Source organism: Pantoea sp. CCBC3-3-1, assembly GCF_007981265.1.
Taxonomy (GTDB): Bacteria; Pseudomonadota; Gammaproteobacteria; order Enterobacterales; family Enterobacteriaceae; genus Erwinia.
The window spans coordinates 2,558,618-2,582,283 of the sequence record NZ_CP034363.1 but is presented as its reverse complement, the minus strand read 5'-3'; the positions used below and the strand labels follow the sequence as shown (position 1 = coordinate 2,582,283).

22 protein-coding genes, 1 pseudogene and 1 other annotated feature are annotated in these 23,666 nt (G+C 52.1%); of the genes and pseudogenes, 10 read left to right on the top strand and 13 right to left on the bottom strand.

The window, feature by feature from the left end:
* The first annotated feature begins 53 nt into the window (after positions 1 to 53).
* Positions 54 to 788, top strand: coding sequence for a TonB system transport protein TonB (gene tonB, locus EHV07_RS12000; protein ID WP_147198213.1), 735 nt, complete (start codon positions 54 to 56; stop codon positions 786 to 788).
* A 76-nt stretch (positions 789 to 864) separates the two neighbouring features.
* On the opposite strand, the gene yciA is transcribed toward tonB, so the two are convergent.
* Genes yciA through EHV07_RS11985 form a run of 3 tightly spaced genes read right to left on the bottom strand, consistent with a single transcriptional unit; the run spans position 865 to position 2,684 of the window.
* A complete protein-coding gene (yciA, locus tag EHV07_RS11995) occupies positions 865 to 1,293 on the bottom strand; it encodes an acyl-CoA thioester hydrolase YciA (protein ID WP_147198211.1) in 429 nt (142 codons plus the stop codon).
* 56 nt (positions 1,294 to 1,349) lie between these two features.
* The gene (locus EHV07_RS11990) at positions 1,350 to 1,886 is read right to left on the bottom strand and encodes a septation protein A (protein ID WP_147198209.1); all 537 of its coding nucleotides are present in this window, start codon (positions 1,884 to 1,886) and stop codon (positions 1,350 to 1,352) included.
* 60 nt (positions 1,887 to 1,946) lie between these two features.
* Complete coding sequence (locus tag EHV07_RS11985; RefSeq protein ID WP_147198206.1) at positions 1,947 to 2,684, bottom strand: YciC family protein; 738 nt, start codon at positions 2,682 to 2,684, stop codon at positions 1,947 to 1,949.
* A gap of 351 nt (positions 2,685 to 3,035) precedes the next feature.
* On the opposite strand from EHV07_RS11985, the gene ompW reads away from it, so the two are divergent.
* On the top strand, positions 3,036 to 3,668 hold the full coding sequence (gene ompW / locus EHV07_RS11980) for an outer membrane protein OmpW (protein WP_147198203.1): 633 nt from the start codon (positions 3,036 to 3,038) through the stop codon (positions 3,666 to 3,668).
* A 56-nt stretch (positions 3,669 to 3,724) separates the two neighbouring features.
* Here the strand turns inward: ompW and EHV07_RS11975 are convergent, their stop codons facing one another.
* The 6 genes and pseudogenes from EHV07_RS11975 to EHV07_RS11945 all read right to left on the bottom strand — a co-directional run bounded on the left by EHV07_RS11975 (position 3,725) and on the right by EHV07_RS11945 (position 10,748).
* The gene (locus EHV07_RS11975; RefSeq protein ID WP_147198201.1) at positions 3,725 to 4,039 is read right to left on the bottom strand and encodes a BON domain-containing protein; all 315 of its coding nucleotides are present in this window, start codon (positions 4,037 to 4,039) and stop codon (positions 3,725 to 3,727) included.
* Positions 4,040 to 4,189: 150 nt separating this feature from the next.
* Positions 4,190 to 4,996 (bottom strand): tryptophan synthase subunit alpha, encoded by an 807-nt coding sequence (gene trpA / locus EHV07_RS11970; protein WP_147198199.1) that lies wholly within the window; start codon positions 4,994 to 4,996, stop codon positions 4,190 to 4,192.
* The gene (gene trpB / locus EHV07_RS11965) at positions 4,996 to 6,186 is read right to left on the bottom strand and encodes a tryptophan synthase subunit beta (RefSeq protein WP_147198197.1); all 1,191 of its coding nucleotides are present in this window, start codon (positions 6,184 to 6,186) and stop codon (positions 4,996 to 4,998) included. The genes trpA and trpB overlap by 1 nt, the downstream gene beginning before the upstream one ends.
* A 45-nt stretch (positions 6,187 to 6,231) precedes the next feature.
* Positions 6,232 to 7,590 carry a bifunctional indole-3-glycerol-phosphate synthase TrpC/phosphoribosylanthranilate isomerase TrpF gene (gene trpCF / locus EHV07_RS11960; RefSeq protein WP_147198195.1) on the bottom strand — a complete coding sequence of 453 codons (1,359 nt, stop codon included), beginning with the start codon at positions 7,588 to 7,590 and terminating at the stop codon, positions 6,232 to 6,234.
* Positions 7,591 to 7,592: 2 nt separating this feature from the next.
* A pseudogene (gene trpD / locus EHV07_RS24905) lies at positions 7,593 to 9,186 on the bottom strand (bifunctional anthranilate synthase glutamate amidotransferase component TrpG/anthranilate phosphoribosyltransferase TrpD).
* Positions 9,186 to 10,748: an anthranilate synthase component 1 gene (locus EHV07_RS11945; protein WP_147198189.1), complete on the bottom strand. Its 1,563-nt coding sequence runs from the start codon at positions 10,746 to 10,748 to the stop codon at positions 9,186 to 9,188. Before EHV07_RS11945 ends, trpD begins: the two are co-directional and overlap by 1 nt.
* A gap of 23 nt (positions 10,749 to 10,771) precedes the next feature.
* Positions 10,772 to 10,871: a sequence feature (Trp leader region), on the bottom strand.
* 156 nt (positions 10,872 to 11,027) lie between these two features.
* On the opposite strand from EHV07_RS11945, the gene EHV07_RS11940 reads away from it, so the two are divergent.
* Together EHV07_RS11940 and EHV07_RS11935 are read left to right on the top strand one after the other, a co-directional pair.
* Positions 11,028 to 11,903, top strand: a complete 876-nt coding sequence (locus EHV07_RS11940; RefSeq protein WP_147198187.1) for a PHP domain-containing protein — start codon at positions 11,028 to 11,030, stop codon at positions 11,901 to 11,903.
* 33 nt (positions 11,904 to 11,936) lie between these two features.
* Positions 11,937 to 12,557: an L-threonylcarbamoyladenylate synthase gene (locus EHV07_RS11935; protein WP_147198185.1), complete on the top strand. Its 621-nt coding sequence runs from the start codon at positions 11,937 to 11,939 to the stop codon at positions 12,555 to 12,557.
* An 87-nt stretch (positions 12,558 to 12,644) separates the two neighbouring features.
* On the opposite strand, the gene EHV07_RS11930 is transcribed toward EHV07_RS11935, so the two are convergent.
* The gene (locus EHV07_RS11930) at positions 12,645 to 13,274 is read right to left on the bottom strand and encodes a trypsin-like peptidase domain-containing protein (RefSeq protein WP_147198183.1); all 630 of its coding nucleotides are present in this window, start codon (positions 13,272 to 13,274) and stop codon (positions 12,645 to 12,647) included.
* A 1,069-nt stretch (positions 13,275 to 14,343) separates the two neighbouring features.
* Here EHV07_RS11930 and rluB point away from each other — a divergent pair.
* Complete coding sequence (gene rluB / locus EHV07_RS11925) at positions 14,344 to 15,210, top strand: 23S rRNA pseudouridine(2605) synthase RluB (RefSeq protein ID WP_147198181.1); 867 nt, start codon at positions 14,344 to 14,346, stop codon at positions 15,208 to 15,210.
* A gap of 95 nt (positions 15,211 to 15,305) precedes the next feature.
* Here the strand turns inward: rluB and cobO are convergent, their stop codons facing one another.
* Together cobO and EHV07_RS11915 are read right to left on the bottom strand one after the other, a co-directional pair.
* A complete protein-coding gene (cobO, locus tag EHV07_RS11920; RefSeq protein ID WP_147198178.1) occupies positions 15,306 to 15,896 on the bottom strand; it encodes a cob(I)yrinic acid a,c-diamide adenosyltransferase in 591 nt (196 codons plus the stop codon).
* A complete protein-coding gene (locus EHV07_RS11915) occupies positions 15,896 to 16,654 on the bottom strand; it encodes a YciK family oxidoreductase (protein ID WP_147198176.1) in 759 nt (252 codons plus the stop codon). The genes cobO and EHV07_RS11915 overlap by 1 nt, the downstream gene beginning before the upstream one ends.
* 207 nt (positions 16,655 to 16,861) lie before the next feature.
* On the opposite strand from EHV07_RS11915, the gene sohB reads away from it, so the two are divergent.
* On the top strand, positions 16,862 to 17,911 hold the full coding sequence (gene sohB, locus EHV07_RS11910; RefSeq protein ID WP_147198174.1) for a protease SohB: 1,050 nt from the start codon (positions 16,862 to 16,864) through the stop codon (positions 17,909 to 17,911).
* A 26-nt stretch (positions 17,912 to 17,937) separates the two neighbouring features.
* Here sohB and EHV07_RS11905 read toward each other — a convergent pair whose 3' ends face one another.
* The gene (locus tag EHV07_RS11905; RefSeq protein ID WP_254446355.1) at positions 17,938 to 18,132 is read right to left on the bottom strand and encodes a DUF2498 family protein; all 195 of its coding nucleotides are present in this window, start codon (positions 18,130 to 18,132) and stop codon (positions 17,938 to 17,940) included.
* Positions 18,133 to 18,594: 462 nt separating this feature from the next.
* On the opposite strand from EHV07_RS11905, the gene topA reads away from it, so the two are divergent.
* The 4 genes from topA (at position 18,595) to EHV07_RS24530 (ending at position 23,210) form a co-directional block, all read left to right on the top strand.
* Positions 18,595 to 21,207 carry a type I DNA topoisomerase gene (gene topA, locus EHV07_RS11900; RefSeq protein ID WP_147198170.1) on the top strand — a complete coding sequence of 871 codons (2,613 nt, stop codon included), beginning with the start codon at positions 18,595 to 18,597 and terminating at the stop codon, positions 21,205 to 21,207.
* A gap of 199 nt (positions 21,208 to 21,406) precedes the next feature.
* Complete coding sequence (gene cysB / locus EHV07_RS11895; protein ID WP_147198168.1) at positions 21,407 to 22,381, top strand: HTH-type transcriptional regulator CysB; 975 nt, start codon at positions 21,407 to 21,409, stop codon at positions 22,379 to 22,381.
* Between the two features lie 500 nt (positions 22,382 to 22,881).
* Positions 22,882 to 23,040 (top strand): YmiA family putative membrane protein, encoded by a 159-nt coding sequence (locus EHV07_RS11890; protein WP_147198166.1) that lies wholly within the window; start codon positions 22,882 to 22,884, stop codon positions 23,038 to 23,040.
* A 2-nt stretch (positions 23,041 to 23,042) separates the two neighbouring features.
* Positions 23,043 to 23,210 carry a hypothetical protein gene (locus tag EHV07_RS24530; protein WP_168199622.1) on the top strand — a complete coding sequence of 56 codons (168 nt, stop codon included), beginning with the start codon at positions 23,043 to 23,045 and terminating at the stop codon, positions 23,208 to 23,210.
* Positions 23,211 to 23,666: the final 456 nt, after the last annotated feature.

Below are 23,666 nucleotides of genomic sequence, written 5' to 3'. Positions count from 1 at the left end.
TTGATTGCTATTTGCATTTACACTTACGTCTCAACATTCACAGCAGAAAGATTATGACGACGCTGACACAAACTTCTTTACCCCGCCGTATATCATTACCCATGCTGTTTTCTGTCGGGCTGCATGCTGTGGTGATTGGGGGAATACTTTATGCTTCTTTTCACCAGGTTGTGGAAGTGCCAAAAGCGTCTCAGCCCATCAGCGTTTCGATGGTTGCGCCGGAAGTCCAGCCCGAGCCGCAGCCGGCGCCTCAACCCGCGCCGGAGCCCGTTCCCGAGCCGGAGCCGGAGCCTGAACCCGCACCAGAGCCGCCAAAGCCTGAGCCAGTGCCGATTCCAAAGCCGGTACCAAAGCCCAAGCCAAAACCGGTGAAAAAAGAGGCGATCAGGCCGAAGAAAGAGGTTAAGCCGAAGAGCGAACCTCGTCAGGCAGCGCCGCTGGATAACAGCAAAACGGCAACGGCGGCCAAACCGTCTACCGCACCTAAGACCTCGCCTGCGCCGTCAACCGCGGTTTCAACCGGGCCAAGAGCGCTTAGCATTGGTAAACCGGGCTATCCTCAACGTGCTTTTGCACTGCGTCTGGAAGGACGGGTTCGCGTACGGTTTGACGTTGACAGTACCGGACAGGTGCAGAACGTGCAGATTGTTGAAGCGCAACCACGTAATATGTTTGAGCGGGAAGTTAAGCAGGCGATGAAAAAATGGCGCTATGAGCCAAATAAACCAGGCAGCGGTTTAACAATGAATATCGTTTTTAAAATCAACGGTGGTTCCAGCATCGAATAAAAACGGGCCTGAGAAAAGCACAGAAAAGAATGCTCACCTCAGCCCGCCTTTTTGAGCACGCCGCGTCCGCGCGGCGTCAGTCCTGTTCAGTATGCATAAAATTGCTTTTACCCGGCGGCAGCGGGCGCGATTTGCCTTCAGCATCCACAGCCACGTAGATAAAGACCGCTTCGGTAGTGCAGTAGCGCTGACCAATAGGTTCAGACGACACTTTTTTAATCCAGACTTCGACGTTAATAGTGATGGAACTGCTACCGGTACGAATGCAGCGCGCATGGCAGGTCACCACATCGCCAATCGCGACGGGTTTTAAAAACGTCATGCCGTCCACCCGGACAGTCACCACGCGACCACCAGCAATTTCCTTTGCCAGAATCGCGCCGCCCATATCCATCTGCGACATCAGCCAGCCGCCAAAGATATCGCCGTTTGCATTGGTATCCGCAGGCATCGCCAGCGTCCGCAACACCATTTCGCCTTGCGGGATCCGCGTCTCTGTGTTCATTGTCTTGCTTCCAAAGTAAAGAAAAGCAGCCCGATAAAGCCATCGGGCGCTAAATATTATTTTTCTTCCTGCGGCATCAGCCGGTAAATATACAGGCCGCTGATCAGGGTAAAGAGCAGGGTAAGGCCGGTTAACCCAAAGACTTTAAAGTTAACCCAAAATTCCTGAGATAACCAAAATGCAACATAGATGTTTGCCAGGCCGCAGGCGAAAAAGAAGAGCGCCCAGGCAACGTTCAGTCTGCGCCAGGCAAACGCGGGTAGCGTCAGCTCTTTGCCTAACATGGTTTGGATCAGTGGCTGCTTCATCCAAAACTGGCTAAACAACAGCGCGGCGGCGAACAGCGTATAGATAACGGTAACTTTCCATTTGATGAATTCATCATTATGGAAAACCAGCGTCAGGGTGCCGAATACCGTTACCAGCACAAAAGTGACCAGCGTCATTTTTTCCAGCTTACGATATAAAACCCAGCTGATAACCAGCGCCAGCGCGGTGGCGACAATCAGCGCGCCAGAAGCAACAAAAATATCGTACAGCTTATAAAAGATGAAAAAGACGACAAGAGGAAGGAAATCAAGTAACTGCTTCATAAGGGTTCCAGATATCAAACCAAACGAAACGCCGTGCGCGCAAAGGCGCACGGCGGCTGATTAACGTAACAGCATATACAGGCGATACAGATAAATAATCAGTATGGCCGAAACCAGGTTACTCAGGGCATTTAGCACCACTGAAGCGACGTTTGCAGGGAGAACCGTCAGGGAGGAGGCCAGCAGCAGTACCGCAATTTTCGCCAGCAGCCAGACGGCAACGGCAGGTGCCACCACTTTAAGCTGAGGCCAGACCAGGCGCATACTGGCGCGCATGGCGGCAAAAATGCCTTTTTTTTCCGTACTTTGGATAACCGGTGCCAGCGCCAGCATAATGGCAAAGAAAATGCCCGGCACCACCAGCACCATAAAGCCAAGCTGGACAACCAGCGTCATAACAAAGACCAACAGCAGCAGGCGAGGCAGAGTGGGGGCAGAAGCACCAATGGCCCGCAGCGCGCTAACGCGTTCTCCCGCCGAAACCATCGGGATCAGGCTTAACATCGCGCCAAGCAGCAGCGTATTACCCACCAGCGAAGCAAATGTTCCGGCAGCGGAGGCGCGTAGCAGAATACGCTGCTGATCCGGCGACATATTTTGCACCATTTCCAGCAGGCTCATGCCCGCGCCGCTATCGCCATCGGTCAGTATTGACAGCTGATCGGCACCTGGCGTCAGCGCGTGGCCAATCAGAACGGTAATAAATGAAGTCAGCAGTGAAATCAGGACAATAGTAATGAGCTGATGACGAAAAAAATTCCCCGTGTCACGGTATAACGAAGCCGCCGTGAATGACATGTACACTCCTTGAAAAGCCGAATTTAGCGATCCGGCGATTGTACATGGTCTGAAGGCAACCTGGCACCCTGACTTACACAACTTTCCTTAAAGCAAAGCCTCAAAATGTGACTGCATCATTTCTCGTATTCAGGAAATACTATGACCAGAATCGAAAAGAGAACATAGCGCAAAATATCCTATTATTTTTATTAATGAAATAAGTGAATTTTTGATCCAAATCAATGTTTTGTCTTTTAGCCATTGTGGAGGGTACGAATGAGGTGATCTTTATGAAAATAAAGGTAAAGTCTGCGCAGAAAAAAATGACAAACGCGCAGATGCGCTTATTCACCTCGCAAAGGAGTGGTTATGAAACTTAACGTGTTGGCTCTGGCAGTAACAGCATTATTACCTGCGGTCGTCTCTGCTCATCAGGCAGGCGATTTCTTTATGCGCGCGGGCGCTGTTACCGTTCGTCCAACGGGGGGATCGGATAATGTCCTGGGTCTGGGAGAGTTTGACGTCAGCAACAACACGCAGTTAGGCCTGACGTTCACCTATATGGCGACCGATAATATTGGTGTTGAGTTACTGGGTGCGACGCCTTTCCGTCATAAAGTTGGTCTGGCTTCTACCGGCACGCTGGCGACCGTACATCAGCTTCCGCCGACGCTGATGGCACAATGGTACTTTATGGGCAATACCAGTAAATGGCAGCCTTATGCGGCCATCGGCGTTAACTACACCATGTTTTATGACAGTGATTTTAATCAGACCGGACGCGATGCGGGCCTGAGCAACCTCAGCGTGAAGAATTCCTGGGGGATTGCGGGTCAGGTTGGTTTAGATTACCAGCTTACGCCGGACTGGATGCTGAACGCCTCCGTATGGTACATGGATATCAATACCAAGGTGCGTTTCAACGCCGGCGATCAGCGTCAGAGCATTGATACGCACATCAATCCGTTCGCTTTCTTCCTTGGGGCAGGCTACCGCTTCTGAGCACCCGACAGATACAAAAAAGGCGCAAAATCTGCGCCTTTTGTCATGAATAAAAATTATTTAATCTGCATATTATTCGCAACTGACTTCACGCCTTTCACGCTACGTGTCACCTGAACGGCATGGTTAGCCATCTGTGGAGACGTCACGAAGCCGCTGAGCTGAACGCGTCCCTTAAAGGTTTCTACGTTAATCTCAGTCGATTTCAGCGAGTCATCTTTCAGCAGCTCAGTTTTCACTTTCGTGGTAATGACCGTGTCGTCCAGATAGCCGCCGGTACCTTCTTTTTTTGCTGTTGGCGCACAGGCGCTAACGGAAAGCGCCACGACTGCCGCAATAGCCATACTCGTCACAACGTTGAATAACTTCATTGTTTTCTCCCTGTTATGTGGAATTAGCCAGAGCAGTGATTACGATACGACTCTGTACAGGGAAGCTTAGTTGCGGTTGATAAATTTGCCATGAAAGAAAGCAGGCAGATGAAAATATTGCCTTATCCGGGCGGATAAGGCAGTGGGCAGCTAGCGGGTGGCGGCTTTCAGGCGGCTGACAAACGCCTCCAGCTCGGCCAGCATCACCGGAGGGTTGGCATGATGCTGTTCGATGATTTTGACGATAGCAGAACCTGAGATTGCCCCCGCCGCGCCGGCCGTCAGCGCCTCTTTGACCTGGGAAGGTTCGGAAATGCCAAAGCCCTGCAAAGGAGGGGCTGCATGATATTCAGTCAGTTTTGTTACCAGATGCTGGAGAGACTGGCTGACGCCACGGCTTTCTGTACCGGTAACGCCAGCCCGGGACAGCAGGTAAGTATAGCCACGGCCATGAGAGGCGATCTCTCTCAGCAAATCGTCGCTGGCGTTCGGCGGACAAATAAAGATTGGCGCGACATTATGCCTCAGCGCCGCCTGGCGGAAAGGGGCAGACTCTTCCACCGGCACATCGGCGACCAGCACGGAATCCACGCCAACTTCCTGGCAACGGGCATAAAAGTTGTCAATGCCGCCTGAAAAGACCAGGTTGGCGTACATCAGCAGGCCGATCGGCATATCCGGATATTTCTGGCGAACCGCAGCCAGTAATTCAAAGCACTGCGCTGGCGTTACGCCTGCGGCAAAAGCGCGTAGCGTAGCGTTCTGAATCGTTGGACCATCTGCCAGCGGATCGGAGAAGGGAATGCCCAGCTCCAGCGCATCGGCACCGCCAGCAATCAGCGCATCAATAATTTGCAGAGAAAGCTCCGGCGTCGGATCGCCAAGCGTCACGAAAGGAACAAACGCGCCTTCTTTGCGTTCAGCCAGGCGTTTAAACAGGTTATCGTAACGCTCCATCAGATTTCTCCCTTAGCTGTCAGAATATCGTGAACGGTGAAAATGTCTTTATCGCCACGGCCGGAAAGGTTAACCACCAGCAGCTGCTCTTTCTCGGGGTTGGCGTGGATCATTTTCAACGCGTGGGCGAGGGCATGAGACGATTCCAGCGCCGGGATAATCCCTTCACGCCGCGCCAGCAGCTTAAAGGCATCCATGGCTTCGTCGTCAGTAATGGAAACGTATTCCGCCCGGCCAATGCTGTTCAGATACGCGTGCTGAGGTCCAACGGAAGGGAAGTCCAGGCCAGCAGAGATAGAGTAAGACTCTTCGATCTGTCCCTCTTCCGTTTGCATCATTGGCGCTTTCATACCGAAGTAGATACCTACGCGACCGTGTTTCAGCGGCGCGCCGTGCTCGCCGGTTTCAATGCCGTGACCGGCGGGCTCTACGCCAATCAGCCCAACAGAAGCATCGTCAATAAAATCAGCAAACATACCGATGGCGTTAGAGCCGCCGCCCACGCAGGCGATTACCGCATCCGGCAGGCGGCCTTCTTTTTCCTGAATTTGTACCTTAGTTTCTTCACCGATCATTCGCTGGAACTCGCGCACGATAGTGGGGAAAGGGTGCGGGCCCGCCGCCGTGCCCAACATATAATGAGCGGTCTCATAGCTGCCGGACCAGTCACGCAGCGCTTCATTACAGGCATCTTTAAGCGTGGCAGAACCGCTGTGCACAGGGATAACCTCAGCGCCCATCAGCTTCATGCGGAAGACGTTTGGCGACTGGCGTTCAATATCTTTCGCGCCCATATAAATACGGCATTTCAGGCCCAGCAGGGCGCTGGCGAGGGCGGAAGCCACGCCGTGTTGCCCGGCACCGGTTTCCGCAATAATCTCTTTTTTACCCATGCGTTTTGCCAGTAAAGCCTGGCCCAACACCTGGTTGGTCTTGTGCGCACCGCCGTGCAGCAAATCTTCTCGTTTGAGGTAAAGACGCGTTTTAGTGCCTTCAGTCAAATTCTTACACAGCGTTAATGCGGTCGGACGACCCGCGTAGTTTTTCAGCAGGTCGATAAATTCAGCCTGAAATTCCGGATCGCGCTGGGCGCTGACGAAAGCTTCTTCCAGCTGATTGAGCGCAGGCATCAGAATCTGCGGTACGTACATACCGCCAAATTCGCCGAAGTAGGGATTTAATAAAGTCATATCGCTTCTCTTTTCGCTTATGGCGCCATTTTCAGGCCCCAACGGTCAGTAGGCTCTCAGCGTCTGAAAAACTGAGGCAATTTTAGAGGCATCTTTTACGCCGGGCTCACTTTCCACGCCGGAATTAAAATCCAGGCCGGCGCAGCCAAGCTGGGCAGCCGATACGCAGTTGTCCGCGCCCAGTCCGCCAGCCAGCAACACATTATCCAGCGGTCCGGTCAGCAGGCTCCAGTCAAACTGCTTGCCGCTGCCGCCGGTGCCGCTATCAAAAACATAACGATCGACATGCGGCCAGTCGCGGGCCGGCAGCGCTTCTTTAATGCTGAAAGCTTTCCAAATTTTCACCTCTGCCGGCAGCTGGCTGCGCAATTCAGCAACAAAGGCCCGATCTTCGTCACCGTGTAGCTGAACGGCAGCGAGCTGGAGTTCCCGGGCTATAGTGACAACGTCACTTATGCTGCTGTTACGAAACACGCCCACGTATTTTAACGCAGCCGCTGCGATTACCGTTTTAGCTTGTTCAGCATCGATTTGACGTGGCGAGCCTGCGGCGAAGATTAATCCGCCATAGATAGCACCCGCTTCCAGCGCACAGCGCGCATCCTGAGGTCGGGTCAGGCCGCAAATTTTATTATCACCCAGGGTGACGCGACGCACTGCTGCCGCCAGGTCATCTTCGGACATCAGCGCTGAGCCAATCAGAAAACCGTTGGCAAAATGGCTCAGCTCGCGCACCTGCGCATAGCTGTTAATCCCGGATTCGCTGATCACCGTCACGCCATGGGCCACTTTCGGGGCCAGACGGCGGGTACGATCCAGATCGATGGAAAGATCGCGCAAATCACGGTTATTAATGCCGACGACCTTTGCGCCCAGCTGAGTCGCACGTTCCAGCTCTTCGTCGCTGATCACTTCAGTCAGCACGCCCATATTCAGACTGTGCGCAACGGCGGCGAGCTGCCGATATTGTTCATCGTTCAGTACTGAAAGCATCAGCAAAATCGCATCGGCCTGGTAGTGACGCGCCAGATAAATTTGGTAAGGATCGATAATAAAGTCTTTGCACAGCACGGGCTGCGTAATCGCGGCGCTGACGACAGGAAGGAAATCAAAGCTTCCCTGAAAATATTTTTCGTCGGTCAGTACCGAAACGGCAGAGGCGTAATGTTTATAAACGCCTGCAATCGTTGCCGGATCGAAATCTTCGCGAATCAGCCCCTTCGAAGGAGAGGCTTTTTTACATTCCAGAATAAAAACGGTCCGGGCGCCCTGAAGCGCGTGATAAAAGCTGCGGGTGGACGGTTTAATCTCACTCTGAAAGGCGGACAGCGGCTGTTGCTGCTGGCGTTCGGCCAGCCATACCGCTTTATCCTGCACAATTTTGTTAAGTACGGTTTCCTGCATGATTATCCTCTTGCTGCCAGTGCGACAACGCGCTCGTAAGCCTGACCACTACGGATGGCATTCAGCGCCTGTTGGGCATTTTCCCGTAGATCTTCCTGACCAAAAATTTTCAGCAGTAGCGCCACGTTAGCCGCAACGGCTTCTTCGTGCGCCTGCTCGCCCTTACCCTGGAGCAATCGCGTCAGAATGTCACGATTTTCTTCCGGCGTGCCGCCCGCCAGCGCTTCCTGAGGGTGATAGCTCAGGCCAAAGTCTTCCGGCGTCAGCTGATAGCGGGTGATTTCCCCCTCACGTAATTCCGCCACGTGTGTTGCGCTGTGCAGCGCCACTTCATCCATGCCGCCACCGTGCACTACCGCAGCGCGCTGATAGCCCAGCATTTTAAGCACCTGAGCGACAGGCAGCACCAGCTCCGGGCTGTAAACACCGATAACCGCCAGCGGCGGACGCGCCGGGTTGATCAGCGGCCCCAGCACGTTAAACAGGGTGCGGGTTTTCAGCTGTTGCCGGACGGGCATCGCGTGGCGAAATCCCGTGTGGTATTGCGGCGCAAACAGGAAGCAAACATTGAGATCGTCCAGCGCCTGACGCGCTTTCTCCGCGGGCAGATCCAGGCTGATGCCGAAGGCGGCCAGCAGATCCGACGAACCCGACTTGCTCGAAACGCTGCGGTTGCCGTGCTTGGCGACTTTCAGCCCACAGGTTGCCGCAACAAAGGCGCTGGCCGTAGAGATATTGATGCTGTTGCTGCCATCGCCGCCGGTGCCGACAATATCGGCAAAAGCGTAATCGGGGCGCGGAAAAGGTCGCGCATCTTCCAGCAGTGCGGTAGCAGCCCCCGCGATCTCTTCAGGGCGTTCACCACGAACTTTCATTGCAATCAGCGCTGCCGCCAGCTGAGTAGATTCCAACTGACCGGTAATAATCGCTGAAAACAGCTGGTGGCTTTCGGCCTGCGTCAGAACTTGCGCCTGGTAAAGTTTTTCCAAAATAGCATTCATCAGTCTCTCCTTATTATTCCGCCAGCGCCCAGGCAAGCGTTTGTTCCAGCAGGCGTGCGCCCTGTGTCGTCAAAATCGATTCCGGATGGAACTGGAATCCGCAGACGCGATCGCCATCATGACGAACCGCCATTACCATTCCATTGAAAGTCGCGTTGACGGTTAACGCATCCGGAACGTTACTCCCCACCAGCGAGTGATAACGGGCCACAGGGAGCGGGTTACTCAGCCCGGCAAACATGCCCTGGTTATCATGCTCAATAGCAGAAGCTTTACCGTGCAGGATTTCGCCCGCCTGACCCACGTGGCCACCATAGGCTTCAACGATAGCCTGATGCCCAAGGCAAATACCGATAATCGGCAGGCGGCCACGCAGCAGCGTAAGCAGCTCGGGCATACAGCCCGCTTCAGAAGGTGCGCCCGGCCCTGGCGACAGCATTAGCACCGGATTGACCATATCCTGTAGCCGTTCAAGCAGGGTTTCGGTCGGTACGCTGTTACGGTAAATCACCACGTTGTGGCCGAAAGCACGTAACTGATCGACGAGGTTGTAAGTGAATGAATCGATATTATCGAGCAGCAGAATATCAGCCATCAGAAAATCTCCTTGCAATGATGAGCGGTGGCAATTGCCCGCAGCACTGCTCGTGCTTTGTTACGGCTCTCATCCGCTTCAGCCTGAGGAATAGAGTCCAGGACGACGCCTGCACCAGCCTGAACGGTGGCGACACCGTCTTCAACGTACGCAGAACGGATCACGATGCAGGTGTCCAAATCGCCGCTAGCGGTAAAATAGCCCACCGCGCCGCCGTAGCTGCCGCGCCTGGTGCCTTCGGCTCCGGCAATGAGCTGCATGGCACGCACTTTTGGTGCGCCGCTTAAGGTGCCCATATTCATGCAGGCGCTGTAGGCATGCAGCACGTCTAGGTCATCCCGCAGACGGCCCACCACGCGCGAAACCAGATGCATAACAAAAGAGTAGCGGTCAACCTTGGTCAGATCGGCGACGTAGCGGCTGCCAGACTGACAAATACGGGCTAAATCGTTGCGAGCCAGATCCACCAGCATCAGGTGCTCCGCCAGTTCTTTATGATCGGTACGCATTTCCAGTTCAATACGACTGTCCAGATCCCGATCTAAAGAGCCATCTGCATGACGGCCACGCGGGCGAGTACCGGCAATAGGATAAATTTCAATCTGACGGCTGGCCGCTGAATATTTCAGCGAGCTTTCCGGGGAAGCGCCGAACAGGCTGAAATCCTGGTCCTGCATAAAGAACATGTAAGGGCTGGGGTTGCTGTTTTTCAGCGTGTCGTAAGCCGCCAGCGGAGACGGGCAGGGCAGCGAAAAGCGACGCGATGGCACCACCTGGAAAATTTCGCCAATGCGAATCGCTTCCTGCATTTTACGTACCACGCCGCAATACTCTTCGTCGCTCTGATTACAGCTCAGCGTCATATTTTCTACGTGCTGAACCGGCAGCGGTTGGGCTGGCTGAAGCATTTGCCCGTGCAGCTGTTCAATACGGCTTTGCAGCCGTAAAAATTCGCCCGGCGTGGTGGTAAACAGGCTTGCCTGAAGACGAGCAGTCTGGCTCTGATGGTCAATAACCAGCAGCGTTTCTGCCAGATAGAAACAGTAATCAGGGCAGCGCTGATCGTTATCCAGCGCCGGTAAATCTTCAAAACCGGCAACCAGATCGTAAGCGAACAGGCCGCCGAGCAGCACAGCTTCGCGCTCTTCTTGCGGGCTGTTGACCAAATGAGGAATGAGTCGCAGCGCATCAAATACCGAGGTTGCCTTCAGGCGGGAATCCTCGTCCTGGATCTCGGTGTTTGCAGGAAAATGCAGCTCACGTCCATCGGGACGCACCGTACTGATGACGCCTTCAGGCAGCGCCGCATCGAGCAAAGGCAGCAGTGCGCGACCATTTTCTGACAGCGCCTGAACAGTCACCATATTGTCCAACGCTTTGATCCGCAGCGCGCTGTCGACAATCAGCAGGCTTTTCAGATTGCGTTTGCTGTCAATGTCCGCTGATTCGAGCAGCAGCGTGGCGGGACGAGCACCACACAGCTGATGAAAAACCGCCGCAGGATCCTGGCGGTAAGGGGCATTGCCGGTAATCAACTTCACTGTAGGTTTGGCATATTGCATAAGGTCATCTCTGAATTTGGCTAAAAAAAAGGCCCGCTTCGGGCGGGCCTGGGTAGCTGTGCAACGACTGATTGCGTGCAAGACTCCTTCGCCCGTTCAGGGAGAAGTGTGCCACCAACCAGTCATTATTGCCTTTATCGTCTTCATTATCGTGCTACCCATAAGTGTGAACTTGCGTACTAGTTAACGAGTTCATGAGGAAAAAGTCAATACTCTTTTTCCCTTAGCGAAAATTCTGGTTATCATGCTGCGACATTTTCCGCGCTTTATGGAGTCGTTTTGACTGACCCAACCCCGCTTAATCCCTGGCCCATTTACGATTTACACAGCCATACCCGAGCTTCCGACGGCTTATTGACGCCGGAAGAGTTGGTGCTGAGGGCCGTTGAACAGCGCGTTGGCGTGCTGGCCATTACCGATCACGACACGGTCGATGGCATCGAGCCTGCCCGTGAAGCCATTGCCAAACACCAACTGCCGCTGCGGCTGATTGCCGGAGTGGAAGTTTCTGCGCTGTGGGAAAACCACGAAATTCATATCGTCGGGCTGGGCGTGGATCCCCAACATCCTGTCCTGACGGCTTTCCTGCAGGCACAAAGCGACCGGCGAATGGCGCGCGCGCAGCTTATCGCCGAACGTCTGGAAAAAGCTCACATCCCCGGCGCGTTAGCGGGTGCGCTGGCGCTGGCCGACGGTGGGGCTATTACGCGCGGGCATTTCGCCCGTTTCCTGGTCGCGCAGGGGAAAGCCGATAATATGGCGCAGGTTTTCAAAAATTATCTCGCGCGCGGTAAAACCGGTTACGTACCGCCACAGTGGTGTACAATTAAACAAGCCATTGATGCTATTCATCATTCTGGAGGACGTAGCGTACTGGCGCATCCCGGCCGGTATGGGCTATCTGCCAAATGGCTGAAGCGTCTGATCGCCCACTTTAGTGACGTCGGGGGCGATGCAATGGAAGTCGCACAGTGTCAGCAGGCGCCTAATGAAAGAACGCAGCTGGCGCAATACGCGCAGGACTACCAGCTGGCCGCGTCTCAGGGTTCGGACTTCCATCAGCCCTGTCCGTGGATTGAGCTGGGAAAAAAATTATGGCTTCCGGGTGGCGTTGAAGCTGTCTGGCTACGCTTCCCGGAAATTACGCAGGTTTGATCCGCCCGTTGCGCGGCAAACATGAGGTTTTTTATGAGTCAATTTTTCTATATACACCCGGAAAACCCGCAGCAGCGGCTGGTAAAACAGGCTATAGAGCTGCTGAATAAAGGCGGCGTTATCGTCTATCCGACCGATTCAGGCTACGCGCTGGGTTGTAAGCTGGAAGATAAAACCGCAATGGAACGTATCTGTCGTATCCGGCAGCTGGACGGAAATCACAACTTCACCCTGATGTGCCGCGATCTCTCTGAGCTTTCTACTTATGCGCATGTTGATAACACCGCCTTCAGGTTGATCAAGAATAACACGCCAGGAAATTACACCTTTATTTTGAAGGCGACCAAAGAAGTTCCGCGACGCCTGATGAACGATAAGCGTAAAACCATTGGCCTGCGCGTTCCTTCCAATCCGATTGCGCTGGCACTGCTGGAAGCACTGAATGAACCGATGATGTCAACATCGCTGATGCTACCGGGCAATGATTTTACCGAATCCGATCCGGAAGCGATTCAGGATGAAATAGGTAAGCTGGTGGATTTAATTATTCATGGCGGATATTTAGGACAGCAGCCGACAACGGTAGTGGATTTAACCGAAAATACGCCAGAAGTGATTCGTGAAGGCGTGGGCGACGTGCAGCCTTTCCTGTAATTAACTCAGGCTCGCCAGCAAGTTAAATTCTGGTGAGCCTTAAGTGCAATTAAAAACATTAGGTGTCAACTTATTCCGTGTTGCTGGTTACGACGCTGTCGTCTGAGTCAGCCACGCTTTAAAGTCCTGATAAGGGATATAAAGCGAAACATCTTTCAGGGGCACAGTGCTTGCCTTATGGCGTTTAATCTCTTTGGTGAAACCAACAATCACGCCGCTGATGCTGTCGTCATGATTATATACAGCGCCGCCTGACATGCCTTTTACGACGCCAGCGTTAGAGGCCATTGCGACACAAGGACGTTTATTCCATTCATTACGAATTCCCGTCAACGCCAGATTTACGCCCGTTGATTCCACCGGCATTGCGCTAATAAAGCTGTAGCCATACATTTTAACCTGCGCGCCGACTTCACCATTACTGAATTTTGGTAAGGTTTTAATGTCGTTTTTATGGTAGATAATCGCCAGATCGCAATAAGGATGGTATGCCTTAACGCGCTGCACGGAGAGCTTAGCGACGTGTGCGGCGGTGAGGCTGTATTCCGGAGTAATGGGTATGCTGGTGCCGAGCGCACCGATGCCCAGGATGGTTGGAATGCCGGTAAAATTCATATCGACACGTTTCATAGCTTCGCTGCTGTATTCATATTTGCCTACAGAGCAGCCGGTCAGCGTCAGCAATGCTAACGCCGCGAGGGGCATTATTTTTTTCATAATAGTCACATGTAGTCGGACACGTCAGGAAATCCCTGGTGAGGATGAATGACGTGCAAGGCCGATGCTGACGTAAGTCAGCGTATTTCAGAGAGGTAATCTCTCCGGTTTTTAATTTCTAAACTAAAAAAATCACTATTTTTATATTTAAACTTAAACTAAATTTTTATTTAACTTAAAGATTACTTAAATGGAATTTAAACGTGTAGCCGCTAGCGACTAGACTTTAATACAGTGTTCAAACTCAAGTCTGACTTAAACTAAATTATTATGTGTACTTCAAGATCTGTTTATATGGCGCTCTTTTGCCTGAGTGAATTCTACACAATCTTATTAGCGCTGCAAATAAATATAAGCAGGTAAATAATTAAAAAAGCAAAATTCATGAACTAACTCAATCTTCAAATCAATTAGCCATGGCATGTTGTCATTTACCTGCGTTAGCTGGCGTAAGTTTGCGTTAAGTCGGGTTAAAGCACTGCCCTGGTGTATAATGCTGCTATTAACATCCATTAAACATTCTCGGCGTGTTTTTTTATATCTGCGTTAAGTTTTATTTGATAACTTAAGTTTCAATTCCCTTTCTGGTGGGCTTTGGGGGCAATTTTCCAAAGAAAGAGGCGAATAAAATAAAAGAATATTGCTATAAACATTCATGTAACATTGCCGATAATGACACAGCGCAGTTTGATATAAAGCAACGACAGAAAAGGTTAACTGTTAAGCCCGCCGAATGATAATTGTTTAATTTTATTGCTCAGTGATAAGTTTGTCCCGTGCGGCTGCTTTTACCGTCTGTCTGCTGGCCGAAGCCAGGCAGCTTTTTATCCTGCCTCTCTTATCAGCAAGAGATAAACTGTACGCCCCTTCTTTTATAGCGGCCGATGAGGTTAGGCAGAACTCGCCACGGCCAAAGCTTTTTGCCATGCAAAATTGAATGAAACATTAAAGGTTACAGCACTGTTTTAATCCTGTATAATGGCAAACTGAAAAAGAGTTAACATATTGTTTTATAAAGGATTTATCCTTTAATCACTGACGCCTGGGAAGGCGACAAAGAGGTAGCTCCATGAGCGAAAAGTTACAGAAAGTTCTCGCGCGCGCCGGACACGGTTCCCGCCGCGAAATTGAAACCATGATTTCCGCCGGACGCGTCAGCGTGGACGGTAAAATAGCAACGCTGGGCGACCGCGTTGAACCAAGCAAATCACTCAAAATTCGTATTGATGGCCATCTGGTCTCCGTCGCCGAATCCACTACCGAAGTTTGCCGCGTGCTGGCTTATTACAAGCCGGAAGGCGAACTTTGCACGCGTAACGATCCGGAAGGGCGCCCGACCGTATTCGATCGCCTGCCCAAGCTGCGTGGCGCGCGCTGGATCGCCGTAGGGCGTCTGGACGTCAACACCTGCGGCCTGCTGCTGTTCACTACTGATGGTGAGCTGGCAAACCGTCTGATGCATCCAAGCCGTGAAGTGGAAAGGGAATATGCCGTTCGCGTCTTTGGCCAGGTAGATGATGACAAGCTGAAACAGCTGAGCCGCGGCGTGCAGCTGGAAGATGGCCCGGCCTCGTTCAAAACGCTGAAGTTTGCTGGCGGTGAAGGTATCAACCAGTGGTATAGCGTGACGCTGACCGAAGGCCGTAACCGTGAGGTGCGTCGCCTTTGGGAATCGGTAGGCGTGCAGGTAAGCCGTTTGATCCGTACCCGTTACGGCGATATCGACCTGCCAAAAGGCCTGCCGCGAGGGGGTTACACCGAGCTGGAGCTGGCGCCTACCAACTATCTGCGTGAACTGGTGGGTCTTCAGCCAGAAACGACCAGTAAAGTGGCGGTGGAAAAAGATCGTCGTCGTACTAAAGCGAATCAGATCCGTCGCGCTGTTAAGCGCCATACTCAGCTTAACGGCAGCCGTCGTCCGGCAAATAAGCGTTAAGTAAGCGCTGAAACGGTTGCGAACCGCCCCCCGGATGTAAAGTCAGTAACGACATTTCGGGGGGCGGTTTTTTATTGCCTGGCGTTTGGCACTCTTTACCAGTCGATCCCTTGCTGAGCCTGAATGCCTGCATCAAAAGCATGTTTTACCGGACGCATTTCAGTCACGGTATCCGCCAGCGCCAGAATTTCACGATGACAGCCACGACCGGTAATAATGACGCTTTGATGCGCCGGACGGTCACGCAAGGCTGTCAGGACCTCGTCCAGTAATAAATAGTCATAGCTGACCATATAAGTCAGTTCATCCAGCACCACCAGATCCAGTGAGGCATCCCGCAACATGCGTTTTCCGTGCTGCCAGACGCTTTGACAGGCGGCAATATCGGTTTCGCGGTTTTGCGTATCCCAGGTAAACCCGGTGGCCATAACCTGAAACTCGACGCCTGCTGGTTCCAGTAAATTGCGTTCGCCGTTAGGCCACTCGCCTTTGATAAACTGAATAACGCCCGCCTGCTTCTGATGACCCACCGCACGCGTTACCGTTCCGAAAGCGGCAGTTGTTTTGCCTTTTCCGTTGCCGGTGAAAACCATCAGGATGCCGCGTGTTTCGGTTGCTGCCGCGATACGTGCATCCACCTTTTCTTTTAGCCGCTGCTGACGCTGCTGATGGCGATCGTCCGTCATTATTCTGCTGCTCCAGGCTTACGGCCTGGCTGAGCATCAAAGCTGACGCCGGTTTCATGACAGTCGTCGCCCATAACATAAAGATAGAGCGGCATAATATCGGCAGGGGTTTTCAGCTTATCAGCATCTTCTTGCGGGAAGGCGCTGGCGCGCATTTTAGTGCGGGTTCCGCCCGGGTTAATACAGTTCACGCGCAGCGCCGCGTCGCGATACTCTTCTGCCAGTACCTGCATCATGCCTTCGGTGGCAAATTTCGACACGGAATAGGCGCCCCAGCCGGCACGTCCCTGACGACCAACGCTGGATGAGGTAAATACCAGTGAACCGTTCGCCGATTTCAGCAACAGCGGCAGTAATGACTGGGTCAGGAAGAAAGTGGCATCAACGTTTACGCGCATCACTTGCTGCCAGACAAGCGGATCCTGCCCGGCCATTGGCACCACGTCGCCGAGTAAGCCAGCATTATGTAATACGCCATCAAGGCGGGAGACCTGCTGAGCGACCTCGGCGGCTAACTGATTGCACTGTTCAGGCGTCGCGGTGGCTAAATCCAGCACAAACCAGGGCGGAGTGGGTTTACCGCTGGCGGCGATTTCATCGGCAACAGCCTGAAGCTTTTGGGGATTACGTCCCAGCAGCAGAACCTGAGCGCCATGGCGCGCATAGCTGACGGCCGCTTCCCGGCCAATACCGTCGCTGGCACCGGTGACAAGAATGATACGATCGTTCAGCAAATTGTTGTCGGGTTGATAATGCATTGAGGCGATCCTCTGGCGGAATGAAGGGGGGCAAAGGCGACCTTAAGTCGGTAATCCTTTGACCGCAATGAATAATCCGCTTTATGCCTGAAAATTGCCGACGGTTCAACGTAAAACACTTTTTCAGGCGCGGGATTTAAGCGACGGCGGGCAGCGACTCGGCTACACTAGCGATAGTCTAATACGATGTTAAATAAGGCGGAATAAGTGGAATTACTCTCTTACTATGGACTTTTTCTGGCAAAAACGGTCACGGTGGTCGTGGCGATTGCGGCCGTTGCCATTCTGATTACCCATCTGGCGATGCGCAAACGGACGCAAAGCGGCCAGTTAAAGCTGACGCATCTCGGCGATAATTATCGCGACATGCAGGACGAGATGCTGCTGGCGCAGATGAAGCCACAGGATAGAAAACGGTGGCATAAAGAGCATAAAAAGCAGGAAAAACTGGAGGCGAAAACGGCCAAACAGCGTGCAAAGCAGGGGCTGAAAAGCGAAAGCGGCAGGCCCGTTCTGTATGTGATTGATTTCAAAGGCAGCATGGATGCGCATGAAGTCGCCTCGCTGCGTGAGGAAGTTTCCGCCGTCATGGCGGTGGCAAAACCGCAGGATGAAGTGCTGCTGCGGCTGGAAAGCCCCGGCGGCGTGGTACATGGCTATGGGCTGGCCTCATCGCAGCTTCAGCGCCTGCGCGATAAAGGCATTCGCCTGACCGTTGCGGTAGATAAAGTCGCTGCCAGCGGCGGTTACATGATGGCCTGTGTTGCGGATCGCATTGTTGCCGCGCCGTTTTCAATTATTGGTTCCATTGGCGTGGTGGCGCAGATCCCTAACTTTAACCGCCTGCTCAAGCGTAACGAAATTGATGTCGAGCTGCACACTGCCGGAGAATATAAGCGCACGCTGACGCTTTTTGGTGAGAACACCGAGCAGGGCCGCGAGAAATTCCGCGAAGATCTGAACGAAACACATGAACTGTTTAAACAGTTCGTGCATCAGATGCGCCCTTCGCTCGATATCGACAGCGTGGCGACGGGCGAGCACTGGTTTGGCAGTCAGGCGCTGGAAAAAGGGCTGATTGACGCAATCGGCACCAGCGACGATTTGATCATCGATCAGATTGCCGGACGTGAAGTCATTGCGGTGCATTACGTACGACGCAAAAAAATGATGGATCGCTTTACGCAAAGCGCAGCCAGCAGCGCCGAACGCCTGCTGCTGCGCCTCTGGCAGCGTGGCGAAAAGCCGCTTCTTTGAGTTTAAAAACGCCCGTCTGACGGGCGTTATTGCTCAAGGTGATAGCGCGGCGAAAGCTCAACGGCCAGAAATTTAAATACGTTAAATACAACCGTGCTTTTCTCGCCGGGCAACCCTTGTTCGTCGAGAAAATAATCGCCCCGAAATACCAATACATCCCCTTTCTGTTCCACATCGCTCGCGGCTAATCCGGCGAAATAATTTTCGTGCGCGGCAATCATTTCGTTCGCTTTGAGAAGCAGGGCAGCCTTCCCGATAGCTTCAGTCTGTTTCACAGATTTCTCTCCTTTATTAACGGCGTTGCTGGCCAGTATATTACGCCTCCCGCCAACAAAATCTCAATGAGGAAAGCGGTTTGCGCCAGGTAACTCTTTTTCATCAACGATCTGGCGTAAATGAGGCGCAGATGCTAATTAAGTTGCGTAACAGATTTTATCAGGTAGAGTGTGGGCGTTTCGGGTTCCGGGCGTAAACTCGGCTTTACGCTTTGTTAGAGATGCACTTAACAGGTTGTAAAAGGTGTCGTTAATCAGCGAGTTAGCTTATCGGTAAGGAAGCTGTTACAGGGATAAACCGGCGGGTTGCCATGGCTTACCCCGATCGTTATCGTCTTAACGCGCTGGACTGCTTACGGGCAAACGGCACAATTTACTCTCGGATGTTTTAATCAGGTAAAGGTAAATATGGGTAAAGCTCTCGTAATAGTTGAGTCCCCGGCAAAAGCCAAAACAATCAATAAATATCTCGGAAATGACTACGTGGTGAAGTCCAGCGTCGGTCATATTCGCGATTTGCCGACCAGTGGATCAACAGTTAAAAAGAGCGCTGACTCTACAACCAGTAAAACAACTAAAAAAGTGAAGAAGGACGAAAAAGCGGCGTTGGTTAACCGCATGGGGGTCGATCCTTATCACGGCTGGGAAGCCAATTATCAAATTCTTCCCGGCAAAGAAAAAGTGGTTGCCGAGCTGAAATCGCTGGCGCAAAACGCTGACCACATCTATCTCGCAACCGACCTTGACCGCGAAGGGGAAGCCATTGCCTGGCACCTGCGGGAAGTGATCGGCGGTGATGATTCGCGTTTCAGCCGCGTCGTATTTAACGAAATCACCAAAAATGCGATTCGTCAGGCTTTTGAAAAGCCGGGCGAACTGAATATCGATCGGGTTAACGCCCAGCAGGCGCGGCGCTTTATGGACCGCGTGGTGGGCTACATGGTCTCTCCACTGCTGTGGAAGAAAATTGCCCGTGGCCTCTCTGCGGGACGCGTACAGTCAGTTGCCGTGCGTCTGGTCGTGGAGCGTGAACGTGAAATCAAAGCGTTCGTGCCGGAAGAGTACTGGGAGCTGCACGCCGATCTGAATACGCCTAAAGGCACCGATCTGCCAATGGAAGTCACGCATCAGCATGACAAGCCATTCCGTCCGGTTAACGGCGAGCAGACTCAGGCGGCCGTCAGCCTGCTGGAAAAAGCCCGTTATGTCGTGGCCGATCGTGAAGATAAGCCAACCAGCAGCAAGCCAGGCGCGCCGTTTATTACTTCTACGCTCCAGCAGGCGGCCAGCACGCGTCTGGGCTACGGCGTGAAAAAAACCATGATGATGGCCCAGCGTCTGTACGAAGCCGGTCACATTACCTATATGCGTACCGACTCCACCAATCTTAGTCAGGATGCGGTGAGCATGGTTCGCGGCTACATTGAAAACGAATTCGGTGAAAAATACCTGCCGAAAGCCGCTAATCAATACGCCAGCAAAGATAATTCGCAGGAAGCGCACGAAGCGATTCGTCCTTCTGACGTCGCTATCCAGGCCGAGCAGTTAAAAGATATGGAAGCGGATGCGCAGAAGCTTTATCAGCTGATTTGGCGTCAGTTCGTCGCCTGTCAGATGGTGCCTGCACAGTACGATTCGACGACGCTGACCGTCACCGCCGGCGATTTCAAACTTAAAGCGAAGGGGCGAACCCTGCGTTTTGACGGCTGGACAAAAGTGATGCCTGCGCTGCGTAAGGGCGATGAAGATCGCACGCTGCCGCCGATTGACGTTGGTGAGGAGCTGAAGCTCCAGCAGCTGAAGCCAAGCCAGCACTTTACCAAGCCGCCAGCGCGTTTCAGCGAAGCCTCGCTGGTCAGAGAGCTGGAAAAGCGCGGCATCGGCCGTCCTTCTACTTATGCTTCAATCATTTCCACCATTCAGGATCGTGGCTACGTCCGTGTTGAAAGCCGTCGTTTCTACGCCGAGAAGATGGGTGAAATCGTTACCGATCGACTGGAAGCCAATTTCCGCGAATTGATGAAATACGAGTTCACCGCGCAAATGGAAGACAGCCTGGATCAGGTTGCCAACAACGAAGCGCAGTGGAAAAGCGTTCTGGATAACTTCTTTGCCGATTTCAGCCAGCAGCTGGAAAAAGCGGACAAGGATCCGGAAGAGGGCGGCATGCAGCCGAACCAGATGGTGCTGACCTCCATTGACTGCCCAACCTGTGGCCGAAAAATGGGAATCCGTACCGCCAGCACCGGCGTCTTCCTGGGCTGTTCTGGCTACGCGCTGCCGCCGAAAGAACGTTGTAAGCAGACCATTAACCTGATCCCTGAGAATGAAGTACTGAATATTCTCGAAGGTGAAGATGCCGAAACCAACGCGCTGCGCGCCCGCCGTCGCTGTCAGAAATGCGGCACGGCGATGGACAGCTACCTCATTGATAACCAGCGTAAACTGCACGTTTGTGGTAACAACCCAAGCTGCGATGGTTATGAAATCGAGCAGGGCGAGTTCCGCATCAAAGGCTACGATGGCCCGATCGTTGAATGTGAAAAATGTGGATCGGAGATGCACCTGAAAATGGGGCGCTTCGGCAAATACATGGCCTGCACCAACGACGACTGTAAGAACACGCGTAAAATTCTGCGTAACGGCGATGTTGCGCCACCGAAGGAAGATCCGGTGCCGCTGCCAGAGCTGGCCTGCGAGAAGTCTGACGCTTATTTCGTTCTGCGTGATGGCGCGGCGGGCGTTTTCCTGGCCGCAAACACCTTCCCGAAATCACGGGAGACGCGTGCGCCGCTGGTCGAAGAGCTACAGCGCTTCCGCGATCGTTTGCCGGAAAAACTGGCCTATCTGGCGGATGCGCCTGCGGCCGATGATGAAGGCAACAAATCCGTAGTGCGTTTCAGCCGTAAAACCAAACAGCAGTATGTCAGCACCGAGAAAGACGGTAAGGCAACCGGCTGGTCAGCGTTTTACGTTGACGGCAAGTGGGAAGTCACCACCAAAGCCTCAGCGAAGAAGTAATCTGACGGGCTGGCACATGCCGGCCCGTTTTTTCATCTCCCTTCCTTTACTGTGCTATACATTCCGGTCATCTTTGGTATGATTGTTATAGAAATGCCTTTCCTTATTATCAAATCGCATTAGACCGGACTTTCCAGTGCTGCGCGTTTCTGTCTGCACGGGTAGCCGGCGCATAGCTTCATACCTGGACGGAACAAACATGAAATTGCAGCAGCTGCGTTACATTGTTGAAGTGGTCAATCATAATCTGAATGTCTCTTCAACCGCCGAAGGACTCTACACCTCTCAACCCGGTATCAGTAAGCAAGTGCGAATGCTGGAAGACGAATTAGGCATTCAGATTTTTGCCCGCAGCGGTAAGCATCTAACACAGGTTACGCCTGCTGGTCAGGAAATTATTCGTATCGCCCGTGAAGTGTTATCAAAAGTTGAGGCGATTAAATCAGTCGCCGGTGAGCATACCTGGCCCGATAAAGGGTCTTTGTATGTTGCCACCACGCACACTCAGGCGCGTTACGCGCTGCCGAATGTCATCAAAGGTTTTATTGAGCGCTATCCTCGCGTTTCGCTGCATATGCATCAGGGCTCGCCCACGCAGATTGCGGAAGCGGTCTCTAAAGGCAACGCCGATTTCGCCATCGCTACCGAAGCGCTGCACCTCTATGACGATCTTATTATGCTGCCTTGTTATCACTGGAACCGGGCAATCGTCGTGACCCCCGATCATCCTTTGGCTGGCAAAGAAAAAGTGTCTATTGAAGAGCTGGCTGAATATCCGCTGGTAACATACACCTTTGGCTTTACCGGGCGCTCGGAGCTGGATACGGCATTTAACCGTGCCGGCCTGACGCCACGCATTGTCTTTACCGCTACTGATGCCGATGTGATTAAAACCTATGTGCGGCTGGGGCTGGGCGTGGGCGTTATCGCCAGCATGGCGGTGGACCCGGTCTCGGATCCGGATCTGGTCAGAATAGAAGCTACCGATGTATTCACCTTCAGTACGACGAAGATTGGTTTCCGACGCAGCACTTTCCTCAGAAGCTATATGTATGATTTTATTCAGCGCTTCGCACCGCATCTGACGAGGGATGTCGTTGATACGGCCGTTGGCTTACGCTCTAACGAAGATATTGAAGCGATGTTTAAGGATATTAAGCTGCCTGCGCGATAACTCCGCCCGCGAATTCGTATTGAGTAAAAAAGGTCGCTGAGGCGACCTTTTTTTATCATTGGTCCTGTCTATTACTCCCATCGATTAAATCTTCTTATTCTTTTTTGTAAATGACGGACCCATCACATGTTTTTTCATTGTTATTCATTAAATGCGAAACAGGGCACATTTTTGCCCCGGCAACTTTGCGCGTTCTTCGGAAGATTCCCATACTCAATTTATACATCGCTGAGCGCGGCGCGTTGTAAGGTAACCTCAAGAAATATTGAGAAAAGGTTGGACCGAAACGGGAGTATTCATGGGGTAATTTGTGTTAAAGAGTCATTTTTCTTCTACAGTTTGATTAACGACAATCGATACAATTGTTCTGTTTTGATAAATACAATTAATCGTTGTGCGTAATAAAAATGACTGGATTTCGCTCCATAAAATGTTTAGGATTCATCCTAATTTCTGATTGGTTAAAACAATCGTTTCAATGAGAGTGATTATCAAAAACTATGGCTAGCAGAATAACGGTAGGTTCTGACTTCGGTCACAAAGCACTTAAGGCTCAGCGTCCTGAGAATCTGAAACGCAAAGCCTGGTTAGCGGTATTCGCGGGTTCAGCGCTGTTTTGGGGAGCTGTTGCAGTAGCGATTTGGCATATTTGGGGGTAACGATGTACCTGCAGTATTTGAATCAGAAAACGCAACAAACCGGTAGTAGCAAAGATCAGTACCACCAGGCGAAAGCCAGTGAACAACCGTCTATTCCAGGCAGTTGGGGCCTTAGCGAAATGCAGCGCGACTTCATCGAAATGATGATGGATAAGAATCAAAATTCATAAGCACGCTATTAATACTCAATCTTATTACTGAGTCCAGTTATTCAAACAGTTAATGAGCTTTAATGACCGCTATACTTTTGGTCAGGTTTTTTGTCACCGGGTTGAATGTAATACCAGCATTAAACGGTAGATCTGCCGGTAATAACCGCAGTTCGGGATGTAATACGTTTTGGTCAGTCAGACCTGAGTGAGGGCAATAATGAATTTAACCCAAATGACCTGGTTCAGCACCTGGATGTTTTCCGCCTTATTCTGGTCGAGCCTGCTTTGGCTCGGAATGGTAATGCATTAATATCGAAGGGTAATGCATTAATATCGGCAGATTAAAAAAAAGAATTTATATAAAAGAGCCTCTCCGCTTCCCGGTGAGGCTTTTTTGTTTATACGGCTGTTTCAGCCTGTGTCAATTTGTGTTGTTATCAAAACGTTACACTCAGTTTGTACTATCTTTAAATC